Annotated in this window: 20 protein-coding genes and 1 pseudogene; 10 read left to right on the forward strand and 11 right to left on the reverse strand. The window is 65.9% G+C overall.

Features of this window, described 5'->3' with window-relative positions:
- Positions 1-7 precede the first annotated feature (7 nt).
- The 3 genes and pseudogenes from EET13_RS32690 to EET13_RS01945 form a co-directional block, all read right to left on the reverse strand.
- Positions 8-154, reverse strand: a pseudogene (locus EET13_RS32690) (IS30 family transposase); the annotation flags it as partial.
- 87 nt (positions 155-241) lie between these two features.
- The gene (locus EET13_RS01940) at positions 242-1,714 is read right to left on the reverse strand and encodes an aldehyde dehydrogenase (RefSeq protein ID WP_122440710.1); all 1,473 of its coding nucleotides are present in this window, start codon (positions 1,712-1,714) and stop codon (positions 242-244) included.
- A 44-nt stretch (positions 1,715-1,758) separates the two neighbouring features.
- Positions 1,759-2,538 carry a class I SAM-dependent methyltransferase gene (locus EET13_RS01945; RefSeq protein ID WP_168990644.1) on the reverse strand — a complete coding sequence of 260 codons (780 nt, stop codon included), beginning with the start codon at positions 2,536-2,538 and terminating at the stop codon, positions 1,759-1,761.
- A 494-nt stretch (positions 2,539-3,032) separates the two neighbouring features.
- Between EET13_RS01945 and EET13_RS01950 the strand changes: the two genes are divergently transcribed.
- Positions 3,033-4,196 (forward strand): glycosyltransferase family 4 protein, encoded by a 1,164-nt coding sequence (locus tag EET13_RS01950; RefSeq protein WP_122440712.1) that lies wholly within the window; start codon positions 3,033-3,035, stop codon positions 4,194-4,196.
- 12 nt (positions 4,197-4,208) lie between these two features.
- Here EET13_RS01950 and EET13_RS01955 read toward each other — a convergent pair whose 3' ends face one another.
- Both EET13_RS01955 and pgfA read right to left on the reverse strand, forming a co-directional pair.
- Positions 4,209-5,906: an MmpA family trehalose lipid delivery protein gene (locus EET13_RS01955; protein ID WP_122440713.1), complete on the reverse strand. Its 1,698-nt coding sequence runs from the start codon at positions 5,904-5,906 to the stop codon at positions 4,209-4,211.
- Positions 5,907-5,915: 9 nt separating this feature from the next.
- Positions 5,916-7,220, reverse strand: a complete 1,305-nt coding sequence (gene pgfA, locus EET13_RS01960) for a cell envelope lipid trafficking protein PgfA (RefSeq protein WP_168990645.1) — start codon at positions 7,218-7,220, stop codon at positions 5,916-5,918.
- 177 nt (positions 7,221-7,397) lie between these two features.
- Between pgfA and EET13_RS01965 the strand changes: the two genes are divergently transcribed.
- Positions 7,398-8,564, forward strand: coding sequence for an acyltransferase family protein (locus tag EET13_RS01965; RefSeq protein ID WP_122440714.1), 1,167 nt, complete (start codon positions 7,398-7,400; stop codon positions 8,562-8,564).
- Between the two features lie 2 nt (positions 8,565-8,566).
- On the opposite strand, the gene EET13_RS01970 is transcribed toward EET13_RS01965, so the two are convergent.
- Positions 8,567-9,547 carry a phosphotriesterase family protein gene (locus EET13_RS01970; protein ID WP_122440715.1) on the reverse strand — a complete coding sequence of 327 codons (981 nt, stop codon included), beginning with the start codon at positions 9,545-9,547 and terminating at the stop codon, positions 8,567-8,569.
- Between the two features lie 138 nt (positions 9,548-9,685).
- Here EET13_RS01970 and EET13_RS01975 point away from each other — a divergent pair, with 138 nt between their 5' ends.
- Complete coding sequence (locus tag EET13_RS01975; RefSeq protein ID WP_122440716.1) at positions 9,686-11,395, forward strand: acyl-CoA dehydrogenase family protein; 1,710 nt, start codon at positions 9,686-9,688, stop codon at positions 11,393-11,395.
- Between the two features lie 244 nt (positions 11,396-11,639).
- Positions 11,640-12,347, forward strand: coding sequence for a TetR/AcrR family transcriptional regulator (locus EET13_RS30110; protein ID WP_244603727.1), 708 nt, complete (start codon positions 11,640-11,642; stop codon positions 12,345-12,347).
- Here the strand turns inward: EET13_RS30110 and EET13_RS30115 are convergent.
- Positions 12,312-12,563, reverse strand: coding sequence for a hypothetical protein (locus tag EET13_RS30115; protein ID WP_168991211.1), 252 nt, complete (start codon positions 12,561-12,563; stop codon positions 12,312-12,314). The genes EET13_RS30110 and EET13_RS30115 overlap by 36 nt on opposite strands.
- Before the next feature lie 17 nt (positions 12,564-12,580).
- On the opposite strand from EET13_RS30115, the gene EET13_RS30120 reads away from it, so the two are divergent.
- The 4 genes from EET13_RS30120 (at position 12,581) to EET13_RS01990 (ending at position 15,478) form a co-directional block, all read left to right on the forward strand.
- A complete protein-coding gene (locus tag EET13_RS30120) occupies positions 12,581-12,736 on the forward strand; it encodes a hypothetical protein (protein WP_168991212.1) in 156 nt (51 codons plus the stop codon).
- Positions 12,737-13,008: 272 nt separating this feature from the next.
- A complete protein-coding gene (locus tag EET13_RS30125) occupies positions 13,009-13,191 on the forward strand; it encodes a hypothetical protein (RefSeq protein WP_168991213.1) in 183 nt (60 codons plus the stop codon).
- A 69-nt stretch (positions 13,192-13,260) separates the two neighbouring features.
- Positions 13,261-14,187 (forward strand): LysR family transcriptional regulator, encoded by a 927-nt coding sequence (locus EET13_RS01985; RefSeq protein WP_122440717.1) that lies wholly within the window; start codon positions 13,261-13,263, stop codon positions 14,185-14,187.
- 139 nt (positions 14,188-14,326) lie between these two features.
- Positions 14,327-15,478: an NAD-dependent formate dehydrogenase gene (locus tag EET13_RS01990; protein WP_122440718.1), complete on the forward strand. Its 1,152-nt coding sequence runs from the start codon at positions 14,327-14,329 to the stop codon at positions 15,476-15,478.
- 115 nt (positions 15,479-15,593) lie between these two features.
- Here EET13_RS01990 and EET13_RS01995 read toward each other — a convergent pair whose 3' ends face one another.
- Positions 15,594-16,967, reverse strand: a complete 1,374-nt coding sequence (locus tag EET13_RS01995; RefSeq protein ID WP_122440719.1) for an NADP-dependent succinic semialdehyde dehydrogenase — start codon at positions 16,965-16,967, stop codon at positions 15,594-15,596.
- A 66-nt stretch (positions 16,968-17,033) separates the two neighbouring features.
- On the opposite strand from EET13_RS01995, the gene EET13_RS02000 reads away from it, so the two are divergent.
- A complete protein-coding gene (locus EET13_RS02000; protein ID WP_122440731.1) occupies positions 17,034-18,683 on the forward strand; it encodes an acetolactate synthase large subunit in 1,650 nt (549 codons plus the stop codon).
- A 132-nt stretch (positions 18,684-18,815) separates the two neighbouring features.
- Positions 18,816-22,181 (forward strand): serine/threonine-protein kinase, encoded by a 3,366-nt coding sequence (locus EET13_RS02005; RefSeq protein ID WP_122440720.1) that lies wholly within the window; start codon positions 18,816-18,818, stop codon positions 22,179-22,181.
- A gap of 15 nt (positions 22,182-22,196) precedes the next feature.
- On the opposite strand, the gene EET13_RS02010 is transcribed toward EET13_RS02005, so the two are convergent.
- The 3 genes from EET13_RS02010 to EET13_RS02020 all read right to left on the reverse strand — a co-directional run bounded on the left by EET13_RS02010 (position 22,197) and on the right by EET13_RS02020 (position 25,146).
- Positions 22,197-22,532, reverse strand: coding sequence for a GNAT family N-acetyltransferase (locus tag EET13_RS02010; protein WP_122440721.1), 336 nt, complete (start codon positions 22,530-22,532; stop codon positions 22,197-22,199).
- Between the two features lie 329 nt (positions 22,533-22,861).
- Complete coding sequence (locus EET13_RS02015) at positions 22,862-24,307, reverse strand: lipase maturation factor family protein (protein ID WP_122440722.1); 1,446 nt, start codon at positions 24,305-24,307, stop codon at positions 22,862-22,864.
- Between the two features lie 77 nt (positions 24,308-24,384).
- Positions 24,385-25,146 (reverse strand): glycerophosphodiester phosphodiesterase family protein, encoded by a 762-nt coding sequence (locus EET13_RS02020; RefSeq protein ID WP_244603728.1) that lies wholly within the window; start codon positions 25,144-25,146, stop codon positions 24,385-24,387.

Consider the following 25,146-nt stretch of genomic DNA (forward strand, 5'->3'; position numbering starts at 1 on the left):
TGAGTTACACCGCCCCAGCGTCGCGCCACCACAGCCACCCTGACATCGTCGACACGCCCATCTCACGCGCCACCCGAATAAGCGGCGCCCCCTGACACACACAGTCGAACAACGCCCGCCGTGTCAACCGCGGATGCAGATAACCACTCGACACGACAACCTCCACGATCAACGGACGTTGTCTTGACCGTATGAACCCACCCTCAAAATCTCGCGGTGAACTCACGTTCGGCGCAACGGGTTATCCCTCGACGGTGTAGCCCATCGGCATCAGCACGCTCTTCTGCTGGGTGAAGTGCTCGACGCCTTCCGGTCCGTTCTCGCGGCCGATGCCCGAATTCTTGTAGCCGCCGAACGGACATCCCGGATCGAAGGCATACCAGTTGATCCCGTACGTCCCAGTGCGGATCTTCTCTGAAATCTCAATGCCCTTAGGGATATTGGTGGTCCAGACGCTGCCTGCCAGTCCGTAAACCGAATCGTTGGCGATCTTGATCGCATCCTCTTCGGTGTGGTAGGGGATGATGGAAAGCACCGGCCCAAAGATCTCTTCCTGCGCGATTGTCATCTTGTTGTCGACGTCGGCGAACACCGTTGGCTGGACGAAGAATCCGTTGTCCAAGCCCTCGGGGCGGCCGCCGCCACACACCAGCCGGGCGCCTTCCTCGATGCCCTTGGCGATGTATCCCTCCACTCGGGCACGCTGTTTCTCCGAGATCAAGGGCCCCACTTGCACGCCCGGGTCGGACGGTGGTCCCACCGGCAGAGCTTTCACGAAAGTGCCTACTGCGTCGACGATCTCGTCATATCGGGAGTGTGGCGCTAGGATGCGCGTCTGGTTGACGCAGCCCTGGCCGGCGTTCATCACGCCGGAGAACACCATCATCGGGACAGCGCTGGCCAGATCGACGTCCTCGAGCATGATGGCCGCCGATTTACCGCCCAGCTCCAATGTGCACGGCTTGAGTAGTTCGGCGGCACGTTTGCCGACCTCTTTGCCGACGGCCGAGCTGCCGGTGAAAGTGAACATGTCGACGTCGGGGTTGGAGGTCAATGCCTGACCGGTCTCGATGCCGCCGGGGACCACTGACAACACCCCCTCGGGCAGACCGGCCTCGGTGAACAGCTCCGCCAAAGCGTTTGCAGTCAGCGGGGTTTCGGCGGCCGGCTTGAGCACCACCGTGCAGCCGGCCAACAGTGCGGGGCCCAACTTGTTAATGGCCAAGAAGAGCGGGACGTTCCACGCCACGATCGCGCCCACGACCCCGACCGGCTCACGATGGACGATGGTCTGCCCGTAGGAGCCGGTGCGGATCTCCTTCCACTTCACCTGGTCGACTGCGCTGGTGGCGAAGAAATTCAGCGCCCCCATCGAACCCATCCAGTGCATCGTTTCGATGATCGTCGGCGGCTGACCGGTCTCGTCGGCTAGCAGCGTGGTGAACTGCTGCTTGCGCTCCTCGAGCAGCTTGGCCGCCGCGGCGATCACGGCGGCGCGCTCTTTTGGCGGGGTCGTGGGCCACGTTCCGTTGTCGAATGCTGCCCGTGCCGCGGCCACCGCGGCGTCGACATCGGCCGGCGCCGCAAAGGGAACCCTGCCCACGTACTCGCCGGTCGCCGGACTGTGCACCTCGATGACTTCCGAGGTCGACGGTTCCGTCCACTTACCGCCGATGAAAAGTTTGTCGTACTCGGTCGTGTGGCTGTCGGTCATGGCGCCACCCTACCCAAGCCGAAACAAAACGAGAACATGTTCCACTATCGTGGGCGCAGCACCAGCACCAGATTGCTCACCAGGAACTCGCGCAAAACCGGTGCCGAGGTCAGCCACCACGCCCATCGCGGGTGGTAGCGGGGAAATGCGGCCGCCGCGGCACCGGTGCTGGCAGCCCAATTGAGACCGTCGGCGGCCGCCACCGCAAACAACGACGACCCGTAGTTGTTCTTCGCCGGATGGCCGTGTTTGCGGGCATAGCGCGCGGCCGCGCGGGCACCGCCGAGGTAATGGGTCAAACCCATCTCATGGCCGCCGAACGGACCGAGCCAAACGGTGTAGGACAGCACGGCCAGCCCGCCCGGCCTGGTTACTCGCAGCATCTCGTTACCAAGCTGCCACGGCCTTGGCACGTGTTCGGCGACATTGGACGACAGGCAGATGTCCACCGAGTCGTCAGCGAATGGCAGTGCCATGCCCGAGGCGCGCACGAATGTGCCCGGGGCACCGGTATGTCGCGGTCCGGCGGCGTGCATTTCGTCAGCGTCTGGTTCGACGCCGAAGTAACGGACTCCGGCGTCGGCAAACGCCTTCGCGAAGTATCCGGGACCGCCGCCTACGTCGAGCAGTGTCCGGCCTGTCGGCGGTTCCCCATGGGCCGCAAGCCAAAGATCGCCGACCATCGTTGCGGTGTCGGCTGCCAGGGTGTTGTAGAAGCGTGCCGGATCGGACTGCTCGTAGCGGAACTGTGACAGCAGCCGCACTGAGCGCCGCAGCGTCGCCCGGCGTGCAAAGACATCGGTGACAGTGGAGGCGACGGCCACCGGCCACACCTTACGCACGTGAGCAGTCCGCGGCTGTCGTCGGCTGTCCGCGCCGATTTCGCGGCCCTTTCACGCCGGCCGCGCCTGTTTGCTTCGCCCACGGCTGTCTTGCGCCGCCGGCGCGTGGTCCGTGCTGCCGCTGCGTGGTTTCGCGCTGCGACGCGTGGTTTCGCGCCGCCCCCATGTCGATCAGTCGGGCCGGGTCACACGCGCCATCGACTGTGCCTCTACGGCTTTGGCCGTGCAGTCAGGGCGGTCGACACGCCGTGGATTCAGCCGCCAGTGCACACTCGGTTCCGCCAGTGCACACTCGGCGCGGCCAGTACACACTCGCGCCGCCGGGCGGCGCGCATCGTCGCCAGGCGGGATCGGATCGCCTGGCTCCTTCTCGCGCCGCCGGGCGGCGCGCATCGTCGCCAGGCGGGATCGGATCGCCTGGCTCCTTCTCGCGCCGCCGGGCGGCGCGCATCGTCGCCAGGCTAGGCTGGCGATTGATGTCTCAATTGCGCTCGGTGTTGCTGCTGTGCTGGCGCGACACCGGGCATCCCCAGGGCGGTGGCAGCGAAACCTATCTGCAGCGCATCGGTGCGCAGCTGGTCGCATCCGGTATCGAGGTCACTTTGCGCACTGCCCGTTACCCCGGGGCGCAGCGACATGAAGTCGTCGACGGGGTGCGGATCAGCCGCGCCGGGGGCCGCTATTCGGTGTACATATGGGCGCTGTTAGCCATGGCCCTCGCGCGTTTCCGGCTGGGACCATTGCGCCGAGTCCGGCCCGACGTGGTCGTCGACACCCAAAACGGTCTGCCGTTTCTGGCCCGACTCTTGTATGGGCGTCGCACGGTGGTGCTGGTCCACCACTGCCATCGCGAGCAGTGGCCCGTGGCCGGGCCGGTACTCGGTCGGCTGGGCTGGTTTGTCGAGTCGACGTTGTCGCCAAGGCTGAACCGGCGCACCCAGTACGTGACGGTGTCGTTGCCCTCGGCGCGTGATCTGGTTGCCCTGGGCGTGGACAACCGGCGGATCGCGGTGGTCCGCAACGGCCTCGACGAGGCACCGGCGCAGACGTTGTCCGTCCCGCGAGCGGCCACACCGCGCGTGGTGGTGCTGTCGCGGCTGGTACCGCACAAGCAGATCGAGGACGCGCTGGAAGCGGTGGCGGAGCTACAGCGCCGGGACCCGGGGATACCGGGCCTGCACCTCGACGTGGTCGGCGGTGGGTGGTGGCGACAGCGACTCGTCGACCACGTGAACCGGCTCGGCATTTCCGACGCGGTCACCTTCCATGGACACGTCGACGATCTCACCAAACACCATGTGCTGCAAAGCTCTTGGGTGCACCTGCTGCCGTCGCGCAAAGAGGGGTGGGGTCTGGCGGTGGTGGAGGCGGCCCAGCACAGCGTGCCCACGGTCGGATATCGATCTTCCGGCGGGCTGTCCGACTCGGTCATCGACGGGGTGACCGGCATCTTGGCCGACAGTCACCGCGAACTTGTGGATCGGCTCGAACAGCTGCTCTCCGACCCGGTACTGCGCGGTCAACTCGGAGCCAAGGCGCAGGTGCGCAGCGGCGAATTCTCTTGGCAGCAAAGCGCCCAAGCCATGCGGATGGTGCTCGAAACGGTGCTCGCCGGCGAATTCGTCAGCGGCGTGGTGTAGTCCGCGACACTCTCAGCGATCCTGGCGGGCGTGCCGGCGCACCCAACAGCTGGCCACGCCTGCCCCGCCTACCAGCAGCAGGCAAAGCCATGCCCAATGCGCAATCATCGCCGCTCGCAGGCGGCCAGCAGGGACATCGCCCGCGGAGCCGCCGATCCGATACAGAGCCAACTCACCGTCGCGGTAGGCCGGAGTCAGCTGGTCGAGCGTGCGCGCAGCCGCGCCCATGTCGCCGGCGCTGTCCGATTCGACGACCACCCAGCCAACTCCCGCCCGCGCCAATGCCGGCGGATCGGCCCCGCGCAGCAGCAACTCCTGCACCTCGCGGGCGTACGCGCCATCCCCGGGAACCATCACCCCGGAAATGACCAGATCACCCGTCGTCAGCACCTCGGCGCGAACCCAGCGGGGCAGCGGATCGAGTACCGGCGCCGGCCCCGACCAGGAAAAGCGCCGCATGGTGCCGGCGGGCAACACCGCGACAGCCGCCGGCTGGCGGTTGATCACCGCCGCGACCGCGGCCCACCCCGACGGGTAGCGCACGGGTGTGACCCTGCCGCACACCCCCCATGCCAGGTCGGGCAACGCCAAGACGAGCGCCAGACAGCAGGCTACCGCGGCCACAGCAGACCGCGACCAGCGCGCCAGCATCATCACCGCCCCCGCCCCGCACACCGTGTAACCCGGCACCGCCAGCGCCACCCACTTCTGCCCGTCCCGCAGCACGCCCAGTCCGGGTGCGGCGTCAACCATCGCGGTCAGCACCCGCAGCCCCGGGCCAGTGGCCAAAGCCGCCGGCACGAGGACCGAAACTCCCGCCAGCACCAGCAGCGGCACCACCGGCGGGCGGCGCGCCGCGGCGGGCAGCCCGACGGCTACAACGGTGAGCAAGACCGCGGCGGACAGCACTGCGAAAAGCGTGCTACGCGAACCGGGTACGGCTTCGCCATTCCACATTCCGCCGAGACTGGCCAAGCTGGCCAGCGTGCCCAGGCCGGGTTCGGCACGTGGCGCGAACGCGCTGACGCCGAGCCTGTTCGCCGCGGTGTGGCTGGCCAACGACGAACCCAGGGCCGACGCCGTCAGCCAGGGCAGCGCGCCTACCGCCGCAAAACCCAATCCCGTTGCGGCGCAAAGCCAACGGGGCCGGCTGCCACCGGGAGCGGCCACGCAGGTCAAGGCAACCGTCGCGGCGAGCAGCAGCCCGGTCGGGGTCAGACCGGCCAGCGCTGTCCAAAACGCCAGGGCGAAAAAACCGGACCCGCCACAGCGCAAGCGCAACCCCAGCATCGCCATGGCAACCCACGGCAGACACCCGTAGCCCAGTAGCAGGCTCCAATGCCCCTGCAAAAGCCGTTCGGCGACATAGGGATTCCACACCGCGAGGGTGGTCGCCACAAACTGGCCGGCCGCACCTGCCGCCGGCAGCACCACCGACACCAGCCGGGCCGAACCCCAGCCCGCGAACCACAGGCCCAGCACCAGTAATGCCTTGACCGCGATTCCGCCGTCGACCAGATGCGACGCCAGCGCCACCGCGAAATCTTGCGGCGTTGCCCGCGGCGCTGCCGTCAGCCCGAGGGCGCCGGCGGACAGGTAGGACCGCGGGGTGGACACCGCGTCACGCAAGAGCAGATATCCGGGTTGCAGCAGCGGTAGCACCACCAGCAGCGCCAGGGCCAACGCATAGCCCGGTCGCAACCAGCGCACGTCGGCGCGTTAGGTCCGTTCCGGCGGCGAAGGCGGCGGCTCAGGCGGTCCCGATTCCGGCGGCGGTTCGCCCGAGGCCGACGGGGGCAGCACCGGCGGGGGCGGATCCGCCGCGGGTGCTGTCGGGTCGGCCGGTAACTCGGCCCGCTGGGTGGGCAGCTTCTCGGTCTCGGCCTCGGCTCCGGGCACCGGTTCCTCGAGCCCGGCGCGCCGGAAGTAGTCGGTGTCGTCGCGGTCGAGGCCGGGCTCCGTTAGGGCGCTTTCGGTACGCAGGCTGAAGGATGCGAGCAGGCCGCCGCCGATCAGTGCGATCAAGCCGACGGCAGTGAAGGTGATCGGCAGCACCCGCGACCACAGCGCCAGCCGATCGCGCTCGTCGCGTGCGGCGTTCACCTGCGACTCGACGGTCTCTTCGGTGGAGGTGACTTTGTAGTCGGCCAGCGTCACCTCGGGCTTCATCGCGTCGCGGGCGTAGTAGTGGTAGGCGCGTTCGGTTTCCTTGACGATGGTGCCGGTCACCGGGTCCACCCAGAAGGTTCGCTGCGCGGCGTAGTAGCGGGTCATCGTGATCTGTTCGCCCGGCTCGCCCGGAACGCCCCACATCGCCGCGGTGGTGGTGATCTTGCCGTCCTCATCACCGGCGTACAGCGATGGGTATTTGATCGGCGCGACCAGCTTACCGTCCGAGCCGTAGCCGACGTTTTGCGTGAAACGGTAGGTGGCTAAGCCGTTGACATCTTCTTGGCTGTCGTAGTTGGCGTCGAACGCCTTCTGCGCAATCGGATCGAAGTAGGGATAAGACTTCTTCTCGGTGTGAAACGGGAAGCGGTAGGCCAGCCCTTCGTGTCGCAGCGGGATGGCGGTCGGCGGGCTCTCGTCGTTGATACCGCGCGGCTTCTGAACCGCGCCACCGGTGTGGGTGTCGTCGGAGACCGCCATCGCAGTCTTGCGGTTGAGGGTGACGGTGTCGACGATCGCCAGCAGTAGCCCGGTGTCCTTCTGCTTGTCGGTACGCCGCACCGAGGTGCCGACCTGCAGGGTGACCACATCGGCGTTGGCCGGCGATTCGACGGCAATCTGCTGCTGGGACACCAGCGGCACGTTCTGGTTGATCACGACGTGGTCGCCGGACAACGATGCCGAGTCGATCGCCGACCCGGTGCCCTGCCTGATCAGCGTGGTATCGATATCGAGCGGGATCTTGGCGATCCGGCTGCTGGTATAGGTGGACAACAGCAGCGCGGCCATCAGCAGAGCGGCACCGAGCCCGATTGTTCCCAGCGCGGCCATCCGCAACATGACTGCTCGGTTCACGTTGCTGTGACCTCCTTCTCAGACGATGGACTCGTCAGTTGCGATCCGCTCCGACCTGACCGAGCAGCGAGGTAAAACCCGTTTGACACTAACAGCCGAATGTATTGCCCCGGCGTGCCTACCTGCCCCACCTCGCGGGTGTACCCCGTTCGCGGCGGAGCACACCGGCACACTGTGATGGTGACCGACAGCCAGCAGGTAGGCGGCACGCGCAGCTTCCTGCCCGCCGTGGAAGGTATGCGCGCGTGCGCGGCGATGGGCGTGGTGGTCACCCATGCCGCTTTCCAGACCGGCCACTCCAGCGGCGCCGCCGGCCGGCTGTTCGGCCGGTTCGATCTGGCCGTGGCGGTGTTTTTTGCGCTGTCGGGGTTCCTGCTGTGGCGCGGCCACGCGGCGGCGGCACGAGATGCCGGACCGCGCCCGCGCACGGGTCACTATCTGCGCTCGCGGGTGGTCCGCATCATGCCGGCCTACGTGGTGGCAGTGGTCGTGATCCTGTCCCTGCTGCCCGCCGCCGACCATGCCAGTCCGACGGTGTGGCTGGCGAACCTGACGCTCACCCAGATCTATGTGCCGCTCACCTTGACCGGCGGCCTGACTCAGATGTGGAGTCTGTCCGTCGAGGTCACCTTCTATCTGGCGCTGCCCGTGTTCGCCTTGCTGGCCCGCCGGATTCCGGTCCGCGCGCGAGTGCCGGCGATCGCCGCCCTCGGGGTGGTCAGCTGGGCGTGGGCCTTCATCCCCGTGCACACCGATCCCGGCACCAACCCGCTGAACTGGCCGCCGGCGTTTTTCTCGTGGTTTGCCGCGGGAATGCTGCTGGCCGAGTGTGCCCACAGCCCGATCGGGTGGCCGCACCGGCTGGCGCGCCGCCGGGTACTGATGGCCGTCGTAGCGGTGCTCGCCTATCTCGTCGCGGCATCACCGCTGGCCGGTCCGGCGGGCTTGGTCCTGGGCAGCCCGACCCAATTCGCGGTGAAGACCGCGATGGGCGCGGTGGTGGCGTGGGCGTTGGTCGCGCCCCTGGTGCTGGACCGACCGACGACACCGCACCGGCTGCTCGGCAGTACCGCCATGGTGACGCTGGGGCGCTGGTCCTATGGACTGTTCATCTGGCACCTGGCGGCGCTGGACATGGTGTTTCCGGTGGTCGGCATCTTTCCGTTCACCGGCCACCTGCCGGCGGTGCTGGCGCTGACGCTGATCTTCGGTTTCGCCATCGCCGCGGTGAGCTACGCCCTGGTCGAGTCGCCCTGTCGAGAAGCGTTGCGCCGGTGGGAGAAACGCGCCAAGCACAGCGAGCCGCGGGACGTCGACCGGGAAGCGGACGCGATCGCGCCGTAGGGCTACTCGTAAGCGCCCTGCCGCTCGAAAATGCGCTGCGGGTTGTCGACCAGCATGGTGTGTAGCTGCTCGTCGGTGACACCGCGCTGCTTCAGGGCGGGGATCACGTCGTTGTGGATGTGCAGGTAATTCCAGTTCGGGGCGGCGACCGGCAGCAGCGCTTCGGGCAGCGCATCGAAGTAACAGGTGGCGTCGTGGGAGAGCACCATCTTGTCGGCGTGGCCGCGCTCGCACATCCGCGCCACGATGTTCACCCGGTCCTCGAAGGGCAGGATGACGTCGAGGCCGAACCGGTCCATCCCCAGGTATGAGCCCGCTGCGATGAGTTCTTCGAGGTAGCCGACGTCGGTGCTGTCGCCCGAGTGCCCGATGACCACTCGGCTGAGGTCGACGCCCTCCTCTTCGAAGATGCGCTGCTGCTCCAGCCCGCGGCGCAATCCGGCGTGGGTGTGGGTGGAAATCGGCACCCCGGTGCGCTTGTGCGCCTGCGCGACGGCGCGCAACACCCGCTCGACCCCGGGGGTGATGCCCGGTTCGTCGGTGGCGCATTTGAGAATGCCGGCCTTGATCCCGGTGTCGGCGATGCCCTGCTCGATGTCGCGGACGAACAGGTCGGTCATGGTCTCCGGGCCGTCGAGTTGGGTGCCGGGCCCGAGATAGTGGAAACAGAACGGCACGTCGTTGTAGGTGTACAAGCCGGTGGCGACGACGATGTTCAGCTCGGTCTGCGCGGCCACCCTGGCAATGCGCGGGATATAGCGCCCCAGGCCGATCACCGTCAGGTCGACGATGGTGTCCACGCCCCGGGCCTTCAGCTCGTTGAGCCGGGCGACCGCATCGGCTACCCGCTGGTCTTCGTCGCCCCAGGCTTCGGGATAGTTCTGGACGACTTCGGTGGTCATGATGAACACGTGCTCGTGCATGAGCGTTACGCCGAGATCAGCGGTATCGATCAGCCCGCGGGCGGTATTGAGTTCTGACACGTAGCTGATGCTAGGTCGCGACGCCGGTCAGCCGACAGTGCCGATTTGTCGGCACCTGTAACAACGACGGCGGTATTGCAGTACGGTCTACCCGCGTCCATTTCCGAACACATTCGAATCCGCCCGGGAGCCACCCTCATGCTGCTCAATCCCAACCGCCTGCAACGCAAATATCCCGACGTCCGCTCGGCGGAGATCATGCAGGCCACCGTGGACTTCTTCGAGTCCCGGGGAAAAGCGCGGCTTAAGCACGACGACCGCGAGCGGGTTTGGTACTCCGACTTTCTGGACCACGTCGGGCGGGAACGGATCTTCGCTTCGTTGCTGACGCCCGCGCAGTACGGCGCCTCGGAGGACTGCCGCTGGGACACCTACCGGATCAGCGAGTTCGCCGAGATCATTGGCTTCTATGGGCTGAGCTACTGGTACCCGTTCCAGGTCACCGCCCTGGGCCTGGGCCCGATCTGGATGAGCGACAACGAGGACGCCAAGCGCAAGGCCGCCGCTCAGCTCGAACAGGGCGAGGTGTTTGCTTTCGGCCTGTCGGAGCAGGCCCATGGTGCCGACGTGTACCAGACCGACATGATTCTGACGCCGTCAGAACACGGCTGGGTCGCCAACGGCGAGAAGTACTACATCGGCAACGCCAACGTCGCGCGGATGGTCTCCACCTTCGGCAAGATCGACGACTCGTCCGGCAACCCGGAGTACGTCTTCTTCGCTGCCGACTCCCAGCATGACCGCTATGAGCTGAAGAAGAACGTGGTCAATTCGCAGAACTACGTGGCGAATTACGCACTGCACGACTACCCGGTCACCGAGGCCGACCTGCTGCACCGCGGCATGGGCGCCTTCCACGCCGCGCTCAACACGGTCAACGTCTGCAAATACAACCTGGGCTGGGGATCGGTCGGCATGTGCACCCACGCCATGTACGAGGCGATCACCCATGCCGCCAACCGGCATCTGTACGGCACCGTCGTCACCGACTTCAGCCACGTGCGGCGGCTGCTCACCGACGCCTATGCGCGGCTGGTCGCGATGCGTCTGGTGTGCACCCGCGCCAGCGACTACATGCGCAGCGCGTCGGCCGAAGACCGTCGCTACCTGCTGTACAGCCCGCTGACCAAGGCGAAGGTGACCAGCGAGGGTGAGCGTGTCATCACCGCGCTGTGGGACGTCATCGCGGCCAAGGGCGTGGAGAAGGACACCTTCTTCGAGACGGTGGCCCGCGAGATCGGGCTACTGCCGCGGCTGGAGGGCACCGTCCACATCAACATCGGTCTGCTCGGCAAGTTCATGCCCAACTACCTGTTCGCCCCCGACGCCGCGCTGCCGCTGATCTCGCGCCGCGACGACGCCGCCGACGACACCTTCCTGTTCAACCAGGGTCCGACGGGAGGCCTGGGCAAGGTGCGCTTCCACGATTGGCGCGCCTCCTTCGACAGCTACGCGCACCTGCCTAACGTCGCGCTGCTGCGCGAGCAGGTCGACGTGCTTGCCGAGATGCTGGTGTCGGCGACCCCAGATGCCGTGCAGCAGAAGGACATCGACTTCGCATTCGGTGTGGGACAGCTCTTTGCGACGGTGCCCTACGCGCAGCTCATCCTGGAGGAGGCGCCGCTGTCGGGTCTGGACGCGGCGCTGATCGACGAGATCTTCGGCTTGCTCGTGCGGGACTTCAACAGCTATGCCGTCGAGCTCAACGACAAGGCGGCCACGACGGACGAGCAGGCCCGGTTCGCGATGCGGATGATCCGTCGTCCCGTCCATGACCCGGCGCGCTACGACCAGATCTGGAAAGAACACGTGCTGCCGTTGAACGGCGCGTACGAAATGCGGCCCTGACGGCGGTCAGGGCTGGCCCAATGTTGCAGTGCGGCAATGATATTGGGTGTGCTGAACGCCTCCTCAGTGGCGATCCGGCGAAACTGCCCCGAGCCGTTGATGGTCATCGGTAGTTTTCCTTCGGGCTGGCAGTAGGTCCCATTCTGATCCGGCCGGCGGTCACCCGAGCTCGCAGCCCGGGCCGCTTTGACTATGGCGTGCATCACAGTAAGATGACCAGTGGTCATCGACATTGAGGAGGCGTATGCCGACGGTGACATGGGCGCGTGTCGACCCGGCTCGCCGAGCGGCCATCGTGGAAGCCGCCGAGGCCGAGTTCGGGGCGCACGGGTTTTCCAATGGCAGCCTCAACGTCATCGCGCGGCGCGCGGGGGTCGCCAAGGGGAGCCTGTTCCAATACTTTGCGGATAAGCGCGACCTGTACGCATTCATCGCCGACGTCGGCAGCCAGCGGGTGCGCTCCTATATGGAGGACCTCATCCGTGAGCTCGATCCCAGTCGGCCGTTCTTCGAGTTTCTCACCGACCTGCTCGACGGCTGGGTTGCCTATTACGCCGAACATCCCCGCGAACGTGCGCTCCATGCTGCTGCGACGCTGGAGGTCGACACCGACGCCCGCATCAGCGTCCGCAGCGTCATTCATCGCCATTACCTGGAAGTGCTGCGGCCGTTGGTCCGCGATGCGGAGAACCGTGGTGACCTTCACCCGGATGCCGACATCGACGTGTTGTTGTCCCTGCTGCTGCTGATCTTTCCGCACTTGGCGCTGGCCCCCTACATGCGCGGTCTGGACCCCGTGCTGGGGCTGGACGATCCCACACCCGAACAGCCGGCATTAGCCGTGCGCAGGCTCGTCGCCGTATTGGCGGCGGCGTTCTCCCCCGCAACCAGCGGCCTCAACTGGACTAACTTGCCGCTAAGGTTGTTTGCCGGCGGCAACGCGAAATTCTAAGATCCGGCCGACATCGACTTTTCCCGCGAGCGCTAGGATTGCGATCGGCTGACCGATAGCCAACGCGACTTTGCCATCCGGCTGTGCGCCCAGTTCGTCGCCGGTCAGGAAGCCATGATCGAGGACATTCAGCCGTTCGTGGCCGCCACGCGGACTGAAGGGCAACTTGCCGGCGAGATCTATCTGACCCAGTTCGCGTTCGAAGGGGCCAAGCATATCCAGGTGTTTCGCATGTGGCTGGACACACCGTCGGTGTCACCGGGGAGCTGCACGGCTATGCCGACGACCTGCCGTCCCATCGGCAGATGTTCTACGGCGAGCTGCTGCCGGAATGCCTCAGCGCTTTGTTCACCAATCCGTCGCCGGCCGGCCAGGTCCGGCATCGGTGACCTACACCACATCGTGGAAGGCATGCTCGCGCTCACGGTTACTACGCTTGGCGCCAGATCCGCGTGGAACCCGGCATTCTTCCCGGCATGCAGCGGCTGGCACGGCGCATCGGCGCCGACAAGCGCCGCCACATGGCATGGGGTACCTGCACCTGCCGGCGTCACGTCTCCGCGAACGACGCCAACTGGTCGGTGTTCGAAGGCCGGATGAACGAGCTCATTCCGCTGGCCCTAGGTCTGGGCAACGATGGGTTTGCTCGATATGGAGACCCATGCCGTTCGCTCTGTCGGTGGACGAGTTACCGCAGTACTCCACCGACAAAGGCATGCGGCGTTTCGGAACCATCAGCATCGCCCGCGGCCGCTCGGTGGGCGAAATCGACTTCGATTACTCGCCGGTGCAGCTTGAGGATGCGTTCGCCGAGCAAGAGCAGAAGTCCTTGGCTGGTGTGTAGCCGAATCACAACGGCGTTCCGCTCGTGCAGCGCGGCGCCACCATGCTCGGGACGTGATCCAATGAGCGCATGCTGTTCCGACAGTTGGAGTACTTTGTAGCGCTAGCTCAGGAGCGCCATTTCGCACGCGCCGCGAGCGCCTGTTACGTGTCCCAGCCGGCGCTTTCCGAAGCCATCCGCAAGCTCGAACAGGAGCTCAATGTCCCGCTGGTTAGGCGCGGCCAGAAGTTCGAGGGTCTCACGCCGGAAGGGGAGCGGATCGTGCATTGGGCGCGACGCATACTGGCCGATCGAGACGCGCTAAAACAGGAGGTCACGGCACTGCAGACCGGTCTGGCCGGTGCGCTTCGACTAGGGGTGGTTCCGGCCGCCTCGACAACCGTTGCGCTACTGACAGATCCATTCTGCGCCACGCATCCGTTAGTGCGGGTTCGACTTGAGACCAACTTGCGTTCGGCTGAGATCATCGAGCGAATCCGCCGATTCGAATTGGACGCCGGGGTCCTTTATCCAGACGAACAGGACACCGCGGAACTTCTGGTTACCCCGCTCTACCAGGAACAGCCGGTGCTCATCGCCAACGCCGAGCTGGTCACCGCCAAATCCGGCACCATAAGTTGGTCGCAGGCAATGGAATTGCCATTGTGTCTCTTGACCCGCGGAATGCGGGGGCGCCGGATCATCGACGATGCGCTGGCGAGTGAAGGCCTCGCGGTGACGCCGCAGCTCGAGACCGACTCTGTGGTGACACTGCTCGCGCACGTCCACACGGGACGATGGGCCAGCATTGTCCCGCAACCGTGGATCCGTACCCTGGGCGTGCCGCCCGGGCTGAGCATACTGCGGCTGGACCGACCGTCGGTCAAGGCTTTCATTGCTTTGGTGACAAACCGCGCCGAGCCCGGCTCGTTGGTCACCCGCGCCCTGATCCAGATCGCGCGTGAGGCCGGCATCGGCAATGCTCTCGATACACCCGCCGCACCATCGGCACGCTGACCACCAACGCTTTCACGTTCTGATCGGCTAGGCCTATCAGCTGGTCGGAATCAGGTCTTGGACATCTCCGGCGCCGTCTCATCAGACTGTCGATCAGCGCGACCCTGTCCAAAAAGCAATTCCCACAAGGAGGAGACAAGTGGCCAAATGTGTGATGGTGCTCTACCCGGACCCCATTGGCGGCTATCCGCCCAAATATGCCCGCGACTCCATTCCGGCGATCCGCAGCTACCCCGATGGCAGCACCGTACCCAGCCCGTCGCGGATTGACTTCACTCCCGGAGAGCTTCTCGGGTGTGTGTCCGGTGCGTTGGGACTGCGTAAGTTCTTTGATGAAGGTGGGCACGAGTTGGTGGTGACGTCGGATAAGGATGGACCGGACTCGGTGTTCGAACGCGAACTGCCCGACGCTGATATCGTTATCTCCCAACCGTTTTGGCCAGCTTATTTGACCAAGGAGCGCATGAACAAGGCGCGCAAACTCAAGCTGGCGCTGACCGCCGGTATCGGCTCGGACCACGTGGACCTCGAGGTTGCCCAAGGGCGCGGGATCACGGTCGCAGAAGCGACTTACAGCAACAGCATCAGCGTCGCCGAGCACACAGTGATGCAGATCCTGGCTCTGGTGCGCAATTTTGTCCCGTCCCACCGGTGGGCTATCGATGGGTGGAACATCGCAGATTGCGTTGAGCGCGCATACGACCTGGAAGGTATGGATGTCGGGATAATCGCAGCCGGCCGGATCGGTCGGGCGGTGCTGCGTAGGTTGGCGCCTTTTGACGTCAACCTGCACTACACCGATACCCACCGGCTGTCCCCGCAGGTCGAGGCGGAACTGAACCTCATTTTCCACCCGGATGTGGAGTCACTGGCGCGGTCGGTCGACGTGGTGTCGATCCACTCACCCCTGTATGAGGCCACCCACAGGATGTTCAACGAGAAGATGCTGTCGTCGATGCGGCGCGGCTCCTACATCATCAACACCGCTCGCGGTGAAGAAACCGTCCCCGAGGCGATCGCGGCCGCGCTCAAGAGTGGCCAACTCGCCGGCTACGCCGGAGATGTGTGGTATCCCCAACCGCCGCCACCCGATCACCCCTGGCGGACCATGCCAAATAACGCCATGACTCCGCACGTGTCGGGGACCACACTCTCGGCTCAGGCGCGCTACGCCGCCGGAACTCGGGAAATCCTAGAGTGCTTCTTCGCGGGCACGCCGATTCGTCCGGAATACCTGATCGTCGAAGGTGGAAAACTAGCCGGCACAGGGGCCTATTCATACCAGAAATAGCGCACGACAGGAGAAATCCGCAATGCGGCGCAGTGAGCCGAGTACGTGAGTAGACGCCAAATCGCCAAAAACAAAGGCGTTTTGGGGGCTTTAGCGTCTGCTCGCCAGCCAAACGCTAGCCGACCCACACCGTCTTGGCGTTGCAGAACTCGCGAATCCCGTGTCCGGAAAGCTCACGGCCATAGCCGGATCGCTTCACGCCGCCGAACGGCAGCTCGGGGTGGGACACCGTCATGCCGTTGATGAAGACCAGCCCGGCCTCGATGTCCTCGATGAAACGCTGTTGCTCGGCCTCGTCGCGGGTCCAGGCGTTGGACCCCAGCCCGAAGGTCGTGGCGTTGGCGATTTCGATTGCTTCGTCGATATCGGCGGCCCGGTACACCGAGGCGACCGGCCCGAAAATCTCCTCGGTGTAGAGCGCCATGTCCTTGGTGATGTCGGTGATCACCGTCGGGGGGTAGAACCAGCCCGGCCGGTCCAGGGGCTTACCGCCGCAGCGGATCACCGCGCCGGCCGCCGCGGCGTCGTCGACCTGTTTGGCGATCTCGTCGCGGCCCGACTCGGTGGCCAGCGGCCCCACGTCGGTGTCCGGGTCGGTCGGGTCGCCGACCCGAAGCGCCGACATCCGCTCGACGAATTTGTCGACGAAGGTGTCGTAGATGTCGGCGTGGGCGATGAATCGCTTGGCGGCGATGCAGGATTGGCCGTTGTTCTGCACCCGGGCGGTGACGGCTGTCTTGACCGCCGCGTCCAGGTCGGCCGAGGGCATCACGATAAACGGGTCGCTGCCGCCGAGTTCGAGCACGGTGGGTTTGATCTCGTCGCCGGCGATGGCGCCCACCGATTGCCCGGCGGGTTCACTGCCGGTCAGCGTGGCCGCGGCCACCCGCGGATCACGCAGGATGGCTTCGACCTCGCCAGACCCGACCAGCAACGTCTGGAAGCAGCCGTCCGGGAACCCGCCGCGGGCAATGACGTCGGCAAGGTACAGCGCGCACTGCGGCACGTTCGACGCGTGCTTCAACAGACCCACGTTGCCGGCCATCAGCGCCGGAGCGGCGAACCGGACAGCCTGCCACAGCGGGAAGTTCCAGGGCATCACGGCCAACACCACCCCCATGGGCTGGTACCGGGTGTACGCCTGGGATGCGCCGACCTTGCCGGGGTCAGCTGGCTCGTCGGCAAGCAACGCCTCCGCATTCTCGGCGTAGTAGCGAAATCCCTTGGCGCACTTGAGCACCTCGGCCTTCGCCGAAGCCAGCGTCTTGCCCATCTCCAGCGTCATCACCGCTGCAGTCTGGTCGGCCTCGGCCTCGAGCAGGTCGGCGGTGGCATTTGCCCACTCGGCGCGTTGCGCGAAGCTGGTGTGGCGATAGTCAGCGAACCGTTCATAGGCGCGCGCAATTGCGGCCTCGACTTCTTCGCGGGTCGCCGGGGTGAAGGTCTTGACGGTCTCTCCGGTGGCGGGGTTGATCGTGGCGATCGGCACGGTGACATCCTCTGCTGGTGGTCTAGCGGAAGGTTCCTCGCCCAGCCTGCCACTATGGTGGCCAGTATGACTACCGCGGCCCAGCTCATGGTGAAGTGCCTCGAGAACGAGGGAGTTTCTATCGTCTTCGGGATACCGGGAGAGGAGAACATCCGCTTCGTGCAGGCATTGGCCGGCTCGAACATCCGCTATGTGCTCACCCGGCACGAGCAGGCCGCCGCGTTCATGGCCGAGATGTATGGTCGGGTCACCGGTCGTGCGGCGGTGGTGTCCGCCACCTTGGGCCCCGGCGCCATCAACATGCAACTCGGCGTCGCCGACGCCACCACCAACAGCACTCCGCTGGTCGCGATCTCCGCCCAGGTCGGCCAGGACCGGCAGTACAAGGAGTCGCACCAGTACGTGGACCTGGTGGCGATGTTCGCCCCGATCACCCGCTGGGCCGACGGTATTCCCACCGCGCGGGCAATTCCGGAGATGTTCCGCAAGGCGTTCAAGCTGGCCGAGACCGAGCGCCCGGCCGCGGTGTACCTGGCGGTGCCCGAACACTTGGACGCGGATGGGGCCGACTATTCCGACCTGGTCCCACTGCCTCGCAACGTGGTACGCGCCGAAGCGCCGGCCCCGGGCCAGGTGGCGCGGGCCGTCGAGATCCTGCGCGCCGCGCAGCGGCCGGTGGTGCTGGCCGGCCACGGCGCCGCCCGCAACGACGCCACCGCGGCCCTGGTCCGGTTCTCCGACGAGCTGTCGGTCCCGGTAGCCAACACCTTCCACGGCAAGGGCGTGATGCCCGACGACCACCCCAACAGCATCGGAGCGATGGGGTTCATGCGGCACGACTACGTCAACTTCGGGTTCGACAATGCCGATGTCGTGATAGCGGTCGGTTACGAGCTGCAGGAGTTCGACCCCGTCCAGATCAATCCGAACCGCGACAAGAAGATCATCCACGTGCATCGGTTCCCGGCCGAGGTGGACATGCACTATTCGGTCGACGTCGGCATCATCGGCGACATCAGTGCCGCGATGCACGCGCTGACCGACGCATTGGCCGGGCACCGGTTCGGCGGCAACGCCACCGCCCCGGGATGTCATCTGCTGGCCGAGGAATTTGCTCGCGGACAACAAGATTCGCGGTTTCCGCTGGCGCCGCAGCGGATAGTCGCCGACATCCGGGCCGCACTCGGGCGCAGCGACGTCGTACTGGTCGACACCGGCGCCGCCAAGATGTGGATGGCGCGCCTGTATCCGACATATGAGCGCAATACCTGCCTGATCTCGAATGGCTTGTCCACCATGGCATTTGCCTTGCCCGGAGCCATGGGGGTCAAATTGGCCCGGCCGGAGGCCAAGGTGCTGGCCGTCGCCGGCGACGGTGCGTTCCTGATGAATTCGCAGGAGATCGAGACCGCCGTTCGGGAGCGGATACCGTTGGTGGTGCTGATCTGGGAGGACGGCGGGTACGGGCTGATCGAATGGAAGATGGATCTCGAACTCAGAGACCACTATTACGTTCGGTTCGGCAATCCTGATGTGGTGAGCTATGCGGAAAGCTTTGGCGCCAAGGGATATCGCATCAGCAGTGCCGACGAATTGCTGCCGACCCTCAAAGCCGCGCTCGAGGACGACAGCGTATCCCTGATCTGCTGTCCCGTCGACTACTCCGAGAACCTGCGCCTGACCGACCGGCTTGGACAGTTGGAAGCCACGCTGTAGCGCCGCCACAACCGACGACCGGTCAACCCAAGCCCCGGACCGCCGGGGACCGTATCCGATCGGCCGCGATCGGCGATATGGTGTCAGTGGCAGCGCAGCTCAACGGCCTCCGTGGGGAGGATAGTAACGGCAATGGTGGACGTCGATTCGCATCCGACACAGCGCGGTCTCGTCCCCGACATCCCCGCCGAACTGCGCGAGGCGGGTTTCGACGACGTCGCCGAAATCGGGCGCGGCGGCTTCGGCGTCGTATATCGATGCGCTCAACCGCTGCTGGAGCGCACGGTCGCGGTCAAGGTGCTGACCACCGACCTGGACCCGGAGAACCTCGACCGCTTCCTGCGAGAGCAGCATGCAATGGGCAGGCTGTCCGGCCACCCGAACATCGTCACCATCCTGCAGGTCGGTACCACGGTGAGCGGCCGGCCGTTCATCGTGATGCCCTACCACGCCAAGAATTCGTTGGAAGCGCTGATCCGTAAGCACGGGCCGCTGGACTGGTCTGAGACCCTGCGCATCGGCGTGAAGCTGGCCGGTGCGCTCGAAGCCGCCCACCGCGCCGGCATCCTGCATCGTGACGTCAAGCCGGGAAACGTCTTGCTGACCGAGTACGGCGAACCGGAGCTGACCGATTTCGGCATCGCCAGGATGGCCGACGGTTTCCAGACGGCCACCGGTGTGATCACCGGCTCGCCGGCGTTCACCGCGCCCGAAGTCCTCGAAGGTAAGGCGCCGACACCGCTGTCGGATGTGTATTCCCTTGGCGCTACCCTGTTTTGCGCGCTGACCGGCCACGCCGCATTCGAGCGCCGCAGTGGTGAGAAGGTCATCGCGCAGTTCCTCCGGATCACGTCGCAGCCGATACCGGATCTGCGGGAGCACGGCCTGCCGGTTGACGTGGCCGCGGTGATCGAGCGGGCGATGGCACGCGATCCCGCGGCGCGCCCGGCCGGTGCGGCGGCGTTCGGCGACGAGCTGCGCGACGTTCAGCGCGCCAGCGGAGTCGCCGTCGACGAGATGGCCCGACCCGTGGACCTGGGCGTGGAGCGCCGGACATCGTCGCTGGCCGCGGGGGCGGCGCGGCGGGATACCGGAGCCACGGCGCGGCGGGATACCGGAGTCACGCCGTCCCCGCCGACGCCGACGACGAAGTACCGACCGCCGGTTGCGACCCGATCACTGGTGGTCCGCAACCGGCTGCTCGACGCGCTGCGGGCGGGAGGCCGGCGACGGTTGGTCCTCATTCACGCACCCTCGGGCTTCGGCAAGAGCACGCTGGCGGCCCAGTGGCGAGAGGAGCTTTCCCGCGAGAGGGAACCAGTCGGCGTTGGCTGGCTGACCGTCGACGACGACGACAACAACGTGGTGTGGTTCCTGGCGCATCTCCTCGAGTCGATCCGGCAGGTCCGTCCGGCGCTTGCCGCGTCGCTGGGTCAGGTGCTCGACGAGCACGGCGACGACGCTGCCCGCTACGTTCTGACCGCCCTCATCGACGAGATACACGAGACAGACGAACGGCTGACCCTGGTCATCGACGACTGGCACCGGGTGTCGGACACCCAGACCGTCGCCGCACTCGGGTTCTTGCTCGAGCGCGGATGCCATCACCTGCAAGTCGTCGCGACCAGCTGGTCACGTGCGCGACTACCGGTCAGCAAATTGCGCATCCGCGACGAGCTAGTCGAAATCGACTCTGCCGCCTTGCGTTTCAACGTCGACGAGGCACGATCGCTGCTCAACGACGTCGATGGCCTGCAGCTGTCGGATGACGACGTGCGGGCGTTGACCAGCTCGACCGACGGATGGGTCGCCGCACTGCAATTGGCGGCGTTGTCGCTGCGCGGCGGCGCCGATGCCGGCAATCTGGTGAGCCGGATATCCGGGGCAAGCGAGATGATCGGTGATTTTCTCGCCGAAAACGTGGTGGAGAGCCTGGAACCGGAGCTGGTTGAGTTCCTGCTGGCGACATCGATCACCGAGCGGATCTGTGGCGGGCTGGCGTCCGCGCTGGCCGAGGTGCCGCGCGGGCAGGCGATGCTGGAGGACATCGAGCAGCGCGGCCTGTTCCTGCAGCGAATCGACCAGGACCCGAACTGGTTTCGCTATCACCACTTGTTCGCCGAATTCCTGCGCCACCGGCTCGAACGTGATCACCCCGACCGGGTCGATGAACTCCACCGCGTGGCGTCGGACTGGTTCGCCGAACATGGCTATCTCAACGAAGCCGTCGACCACGCGCTCGCCTCGGGCGACACCGCGCACGCGGTCGATCTGGTCGAGCAGGACGAGACCAACCTGCTCGAGCAATCGAAGATGACCACCCTGCTGGGCATCGTCAAGAAATTGCCGACGCGATTGGTGGTCTCGAGGGCGCGGCTGCAGCTCACCCTGGCATGGGCGAACGTCCTGTTGCAACGGTTGGCGCCCGCGGTTGCGGCGCTGAAGGCATTCGAGGCGGCCCTGGAGCGCGCCGACCTCAGCGACGTGATGCGGGCGGATCTGCGCGTCGAAGCCGATGTGCTGCGCGGGGTCGGCAGCGTCTTCGCTGACCGGGTAGACGCCATCGATCAACTGGTCGCGGAGGCGTTGGCGCGGCCGGACAGCTTCCATCCGCGGGTGGGCGGCGTGGCGGGAAGCCTGGCAGCATTCGCCGCGGTGCACCGCTTCGAGTTCGACGCCGCGCATCGGCTGCTCGCGTGGGCGGAGCCCTACCAGGAGATGATGGGTCCCTTCGCCGGCGTCTACGCACACTGCTTCGGCGGCATCGCTCACCGGTACGCGCTCGATATCCCCGCCGCCCGCAAAAATTTCCGGGAAGCCTACGAGATGGGCCTGACGGTGGGACAGCACTCCTACGCGGCGCGGATCGCCAGCGCCCTTCTCGGCGAATTCCTTTACCAGACTGGTGAATTGGCCGACGCCAGCCGTCTGCTGGACGAAGGCTACCAGCTGGAGTCCGAGGGCGCCGGAGTCGACATCATGATCGCCAGGTACGTGACGGGTGCACGAGTCAAGGCAATGCAAGGCGATCGCGGCGGCGCGATCGACCGTCTCAGTGACGGCATGACGGCGGCGGAGCGGCTGCGGCTGCCGCGGCTGGCGGCTGCTGTCACCAATGCCCGGATCCGGCTTGGTGTCGAGATCCCGCCGGAGGTTGCCACGCGGTTACGCGCGACCCGCGCAATTGGCGACACTCCCCGGGTCGACGGAATCGCCACGATCACCGCCGAACTCGACGAGGACTCCGGTATTCGTCTGTTGTCGGCGAGTGACTCGGCCGATGATCAGGAGCAGGCGTGCCGGCGCGCCGCCGATCTGCTCGCCGGGATCGACGTCGCGAGACGACCGTGGGCGGCGTTGGGTGCGCAGCTGCTTCTCATTGAAACCCTCAGGGCCGCAGGAAGAACCGACGACGCCGACGCCCTGCTGTCCGGGGCCGTCGCCCGCTGCCGGGAATGCGGATTGTCAGGTTTGCTTGCCGATGCCGGGCTCTTGTGACGAATTGGACTGAAGTCAGGAAACCGCGGCTCGCACCGCGGCATGCGCCTGCGGCGTGATCGGGTCGAGGATGTCGTCGTAGTCGTCGTGCTTGTCGACGTAGGCCGCGACGAACGGGCACATCGCCACGATCCGCCGTCCCGACGCGCGGGTATCGGCCAGCGCCGCGGCGATGAGTTGGTTGGCCAGGCCGCGGCCGGAGAACTGCTCGTCGACTTCGGTGTGGTAGAAAATCCGCTGGCCGCCGGTGTCGGCAGTGTCGACATAGGCGGTCAGCCCGGCCCGCACACCGTCGGCGCTGATCTCATAGCGGTTGTTTCCCGATGCGTTGGTGACGGTCGGTTGGCTCATAGCTCCTCCATCGGTTCGGTAGCGTGGCGTGCCCGGCGACACAACCTGCGGGCCGATCTGGGTCCAGCAGCGACGCTACCGCGGACATGCGCGGGCCCGCGCAAGCGCCCAGCGAAAATGAAGCAACGTAACGAATTTCTGCAAGGCGGTGTCGAGGGTCCACGCATCTATTTCCGCGACGATTGCTGTCCGAGCCAGCGGGGCGACGCCGGGTTTGCCGCCAATGGCTGGGCACGGCGAAGCATCCCCGGCGCCGAAACCAGCGTGGTGCACTGACCAGTCAAGCCCCGGGGTGACTTTCGCGGGTTGCGTCCATGTCGCCAAACCCTTCAGCCGGGAGGCGACTGAGCCTTCTCGAGCGCCATCGGCGCGACGTAGCGCCCCACCAGCGTGCGATGCCACCAGGCGTGGTCGCGTCGCAGCTCCCGGAAAGTGGTGAAGCGGTATCGGTACAGCTGCGCACGCACGTGCTGTGGCGGTGTATCCGGGAACGGGTTGCGCCGCAACAGCTTCAGCGTCGGCGGATCATTGCGCAACAGCCGCGTCAGCAACGAGGTCATCCAGGGCAGCGCATAGCCCGGAGATATCGCGGCAAACCACATCAGCCAGTCCAGGCGTAGGTGGTAGGGAGCGTATTGGCGCGGCAATCGGCGCACGGAGCCGGGCTTACCCTTGAATTCGTACTCTTCCCACACCGTAGTGCCGGTGATCGCCGCATCGTCGGTTCCTTCGATCACCACCTCGTGGCGGGTGCGGCTGATGGTGCCGAAGGCGCCGTAGGTGTTGATCAAATGAAACGGGTTGAAGGACATGTTCATCCGCTGCTGCGTGGACAGCATGTTGCGTGCCGGCCAGTAGCTCAGCGTCAGCACCGCCGCGGCGAACCCCAGCACTAGTGCGGTGAACCACAGCGGGGCCGCGGGTAGTGCGGGCTGAGCCGGGATCGGCAGCACCGCTGCCAGCGACCTCTGGTCGACCGCGCTGCATGCCAGCAGGATCGTCAGCCAGTTGAGCCAGGAGAAGTTTCCCGACAGCACCAGCCACAGCTGGGTGATGATGATGACGGCGGCGGCAATGCTGGCCACCGGTTGCGGCGCAAACAAGCCGAATGGCACCACGAGTTGTGCGAAGTGGTTGCCCGCCACCTCAATCCGGTGCAACGGCTTGGGCATGCGATGGAAGAACCAGCTCAGTGGCCCGGGCATCGGCTGCGTTTCGTGGTGGTAGTACAGGCAGGTGAGGTTGCGCCAGCACCGGTCACCGCGCATCTTGATCAGTCCCGCGCCGAACTCCACGCGAAACAGCAGCCAGCGCACCAACCACAGGGTCAGCATCGGCGGGGCCGCCCGGGCGTTGCCCAGGAAGATCATCAGGAATCCCGTTTCGAGTAGCAATGACTCCCAACCGAACCCGTACCACACCTGTCCGACGTTGACGATCGACAGATACAGCACCCACAGCGTGAGCCACATCGGCATGGCGGCCCATAACGGGACCAAGTCGGCCACGCCGGAAACCACGGCCGCCGACACGATCGCGCCGAACCAGCAGACGCCGGCGAACAATCGGTCGGAGTAGCGAAAGTGAAAGATGCTCGGTGTTCGCCAGAAGGACCTGCCGGCCACATACCGCGGCACCGGCAGCATTCCGCGTTCGCCGATGAGCGCCCGGAACTGGCTGGCGGAGGCGACGAACGCGGTCAGGTAGATGGCCGCGACGCCCCGCTCGAGCACCAGGCTGCCCAGCCAGTATTCGGGTGCCGAAAACCATCCCATGGCCGCAACTCCTCGAACGGTGCCCGCGTATCCAGTTAACCAGTCCTCGAAACTGCCGCCAGCAGTTGGCGCGCCGCCTACCACTGTCCCCGCGACGTAAGCACCTCGCGGAGCAGATCCGCGCGGTCGGTGATGATGCCGTCGACCCCGATGTCGAGGAGCGCATGCATGGTCGCGGGTTCGTCGATGGTCCAAGCGTGCACCTGACGTCCGGCAGCATGCATGGCCCGCACCAGCGCCGGCGTGATCACCGGCACGCCACCCAGCCGCGGCGGTAACTGTACGCAGTCACTGTCGCGCAGCATCCGCAGCGCATAGGCTCGCCGACCCGCGGACCGGGCCGCCATGAACGCCATCAACGCACCCGTACCTGCCGCGCTGGCGACGCGCTTGGACAGCAGTCGCACTGTGCGCTGGCGACGGCGATCGGAAAACGACGCGATCAGCACCCGGTCGTGCACGTTCAGCCGTTCGATGACCTCGACGGTCGGTTCGATGGCCGACTCGGCCTTGATGTCGATATTGACCCGCGCATCCGGGAATGCGACCAGAAGTTCTTCGAGTGTCGGAATCGGTTCCCCGGAGCCCAGATCCGCCGCACTGGCCTGCCGCCAGGACAACTGGTCGATCGTACCGGGGACCCCGCACGCCGTCGGCAGCCGGCGGTCGTGCAGGATCACCGCGACACCGTCCCGGGTGGCGCGAACGTCCGTCTCGAGGTAGCGAAATCCGAGCTTCACCGCCTCGGTAAACGCGCCCATGCTGTTCTTGGGCAGCCTGAACGAGGTAAATCCCCGATGCGCCATGGCAATTGGCCCGCCGCTGGCAAAGAACTCCAC

Source organism: Mycobacterium attenuatum, assembly GCF_900566085.1.
Lineage (GTDB): Bacteria > Actinomycetota > Actinomycetes > Mycobacteriales > Mycobacteriaceae > Mycobacterium > Mycobacterium attenuatum.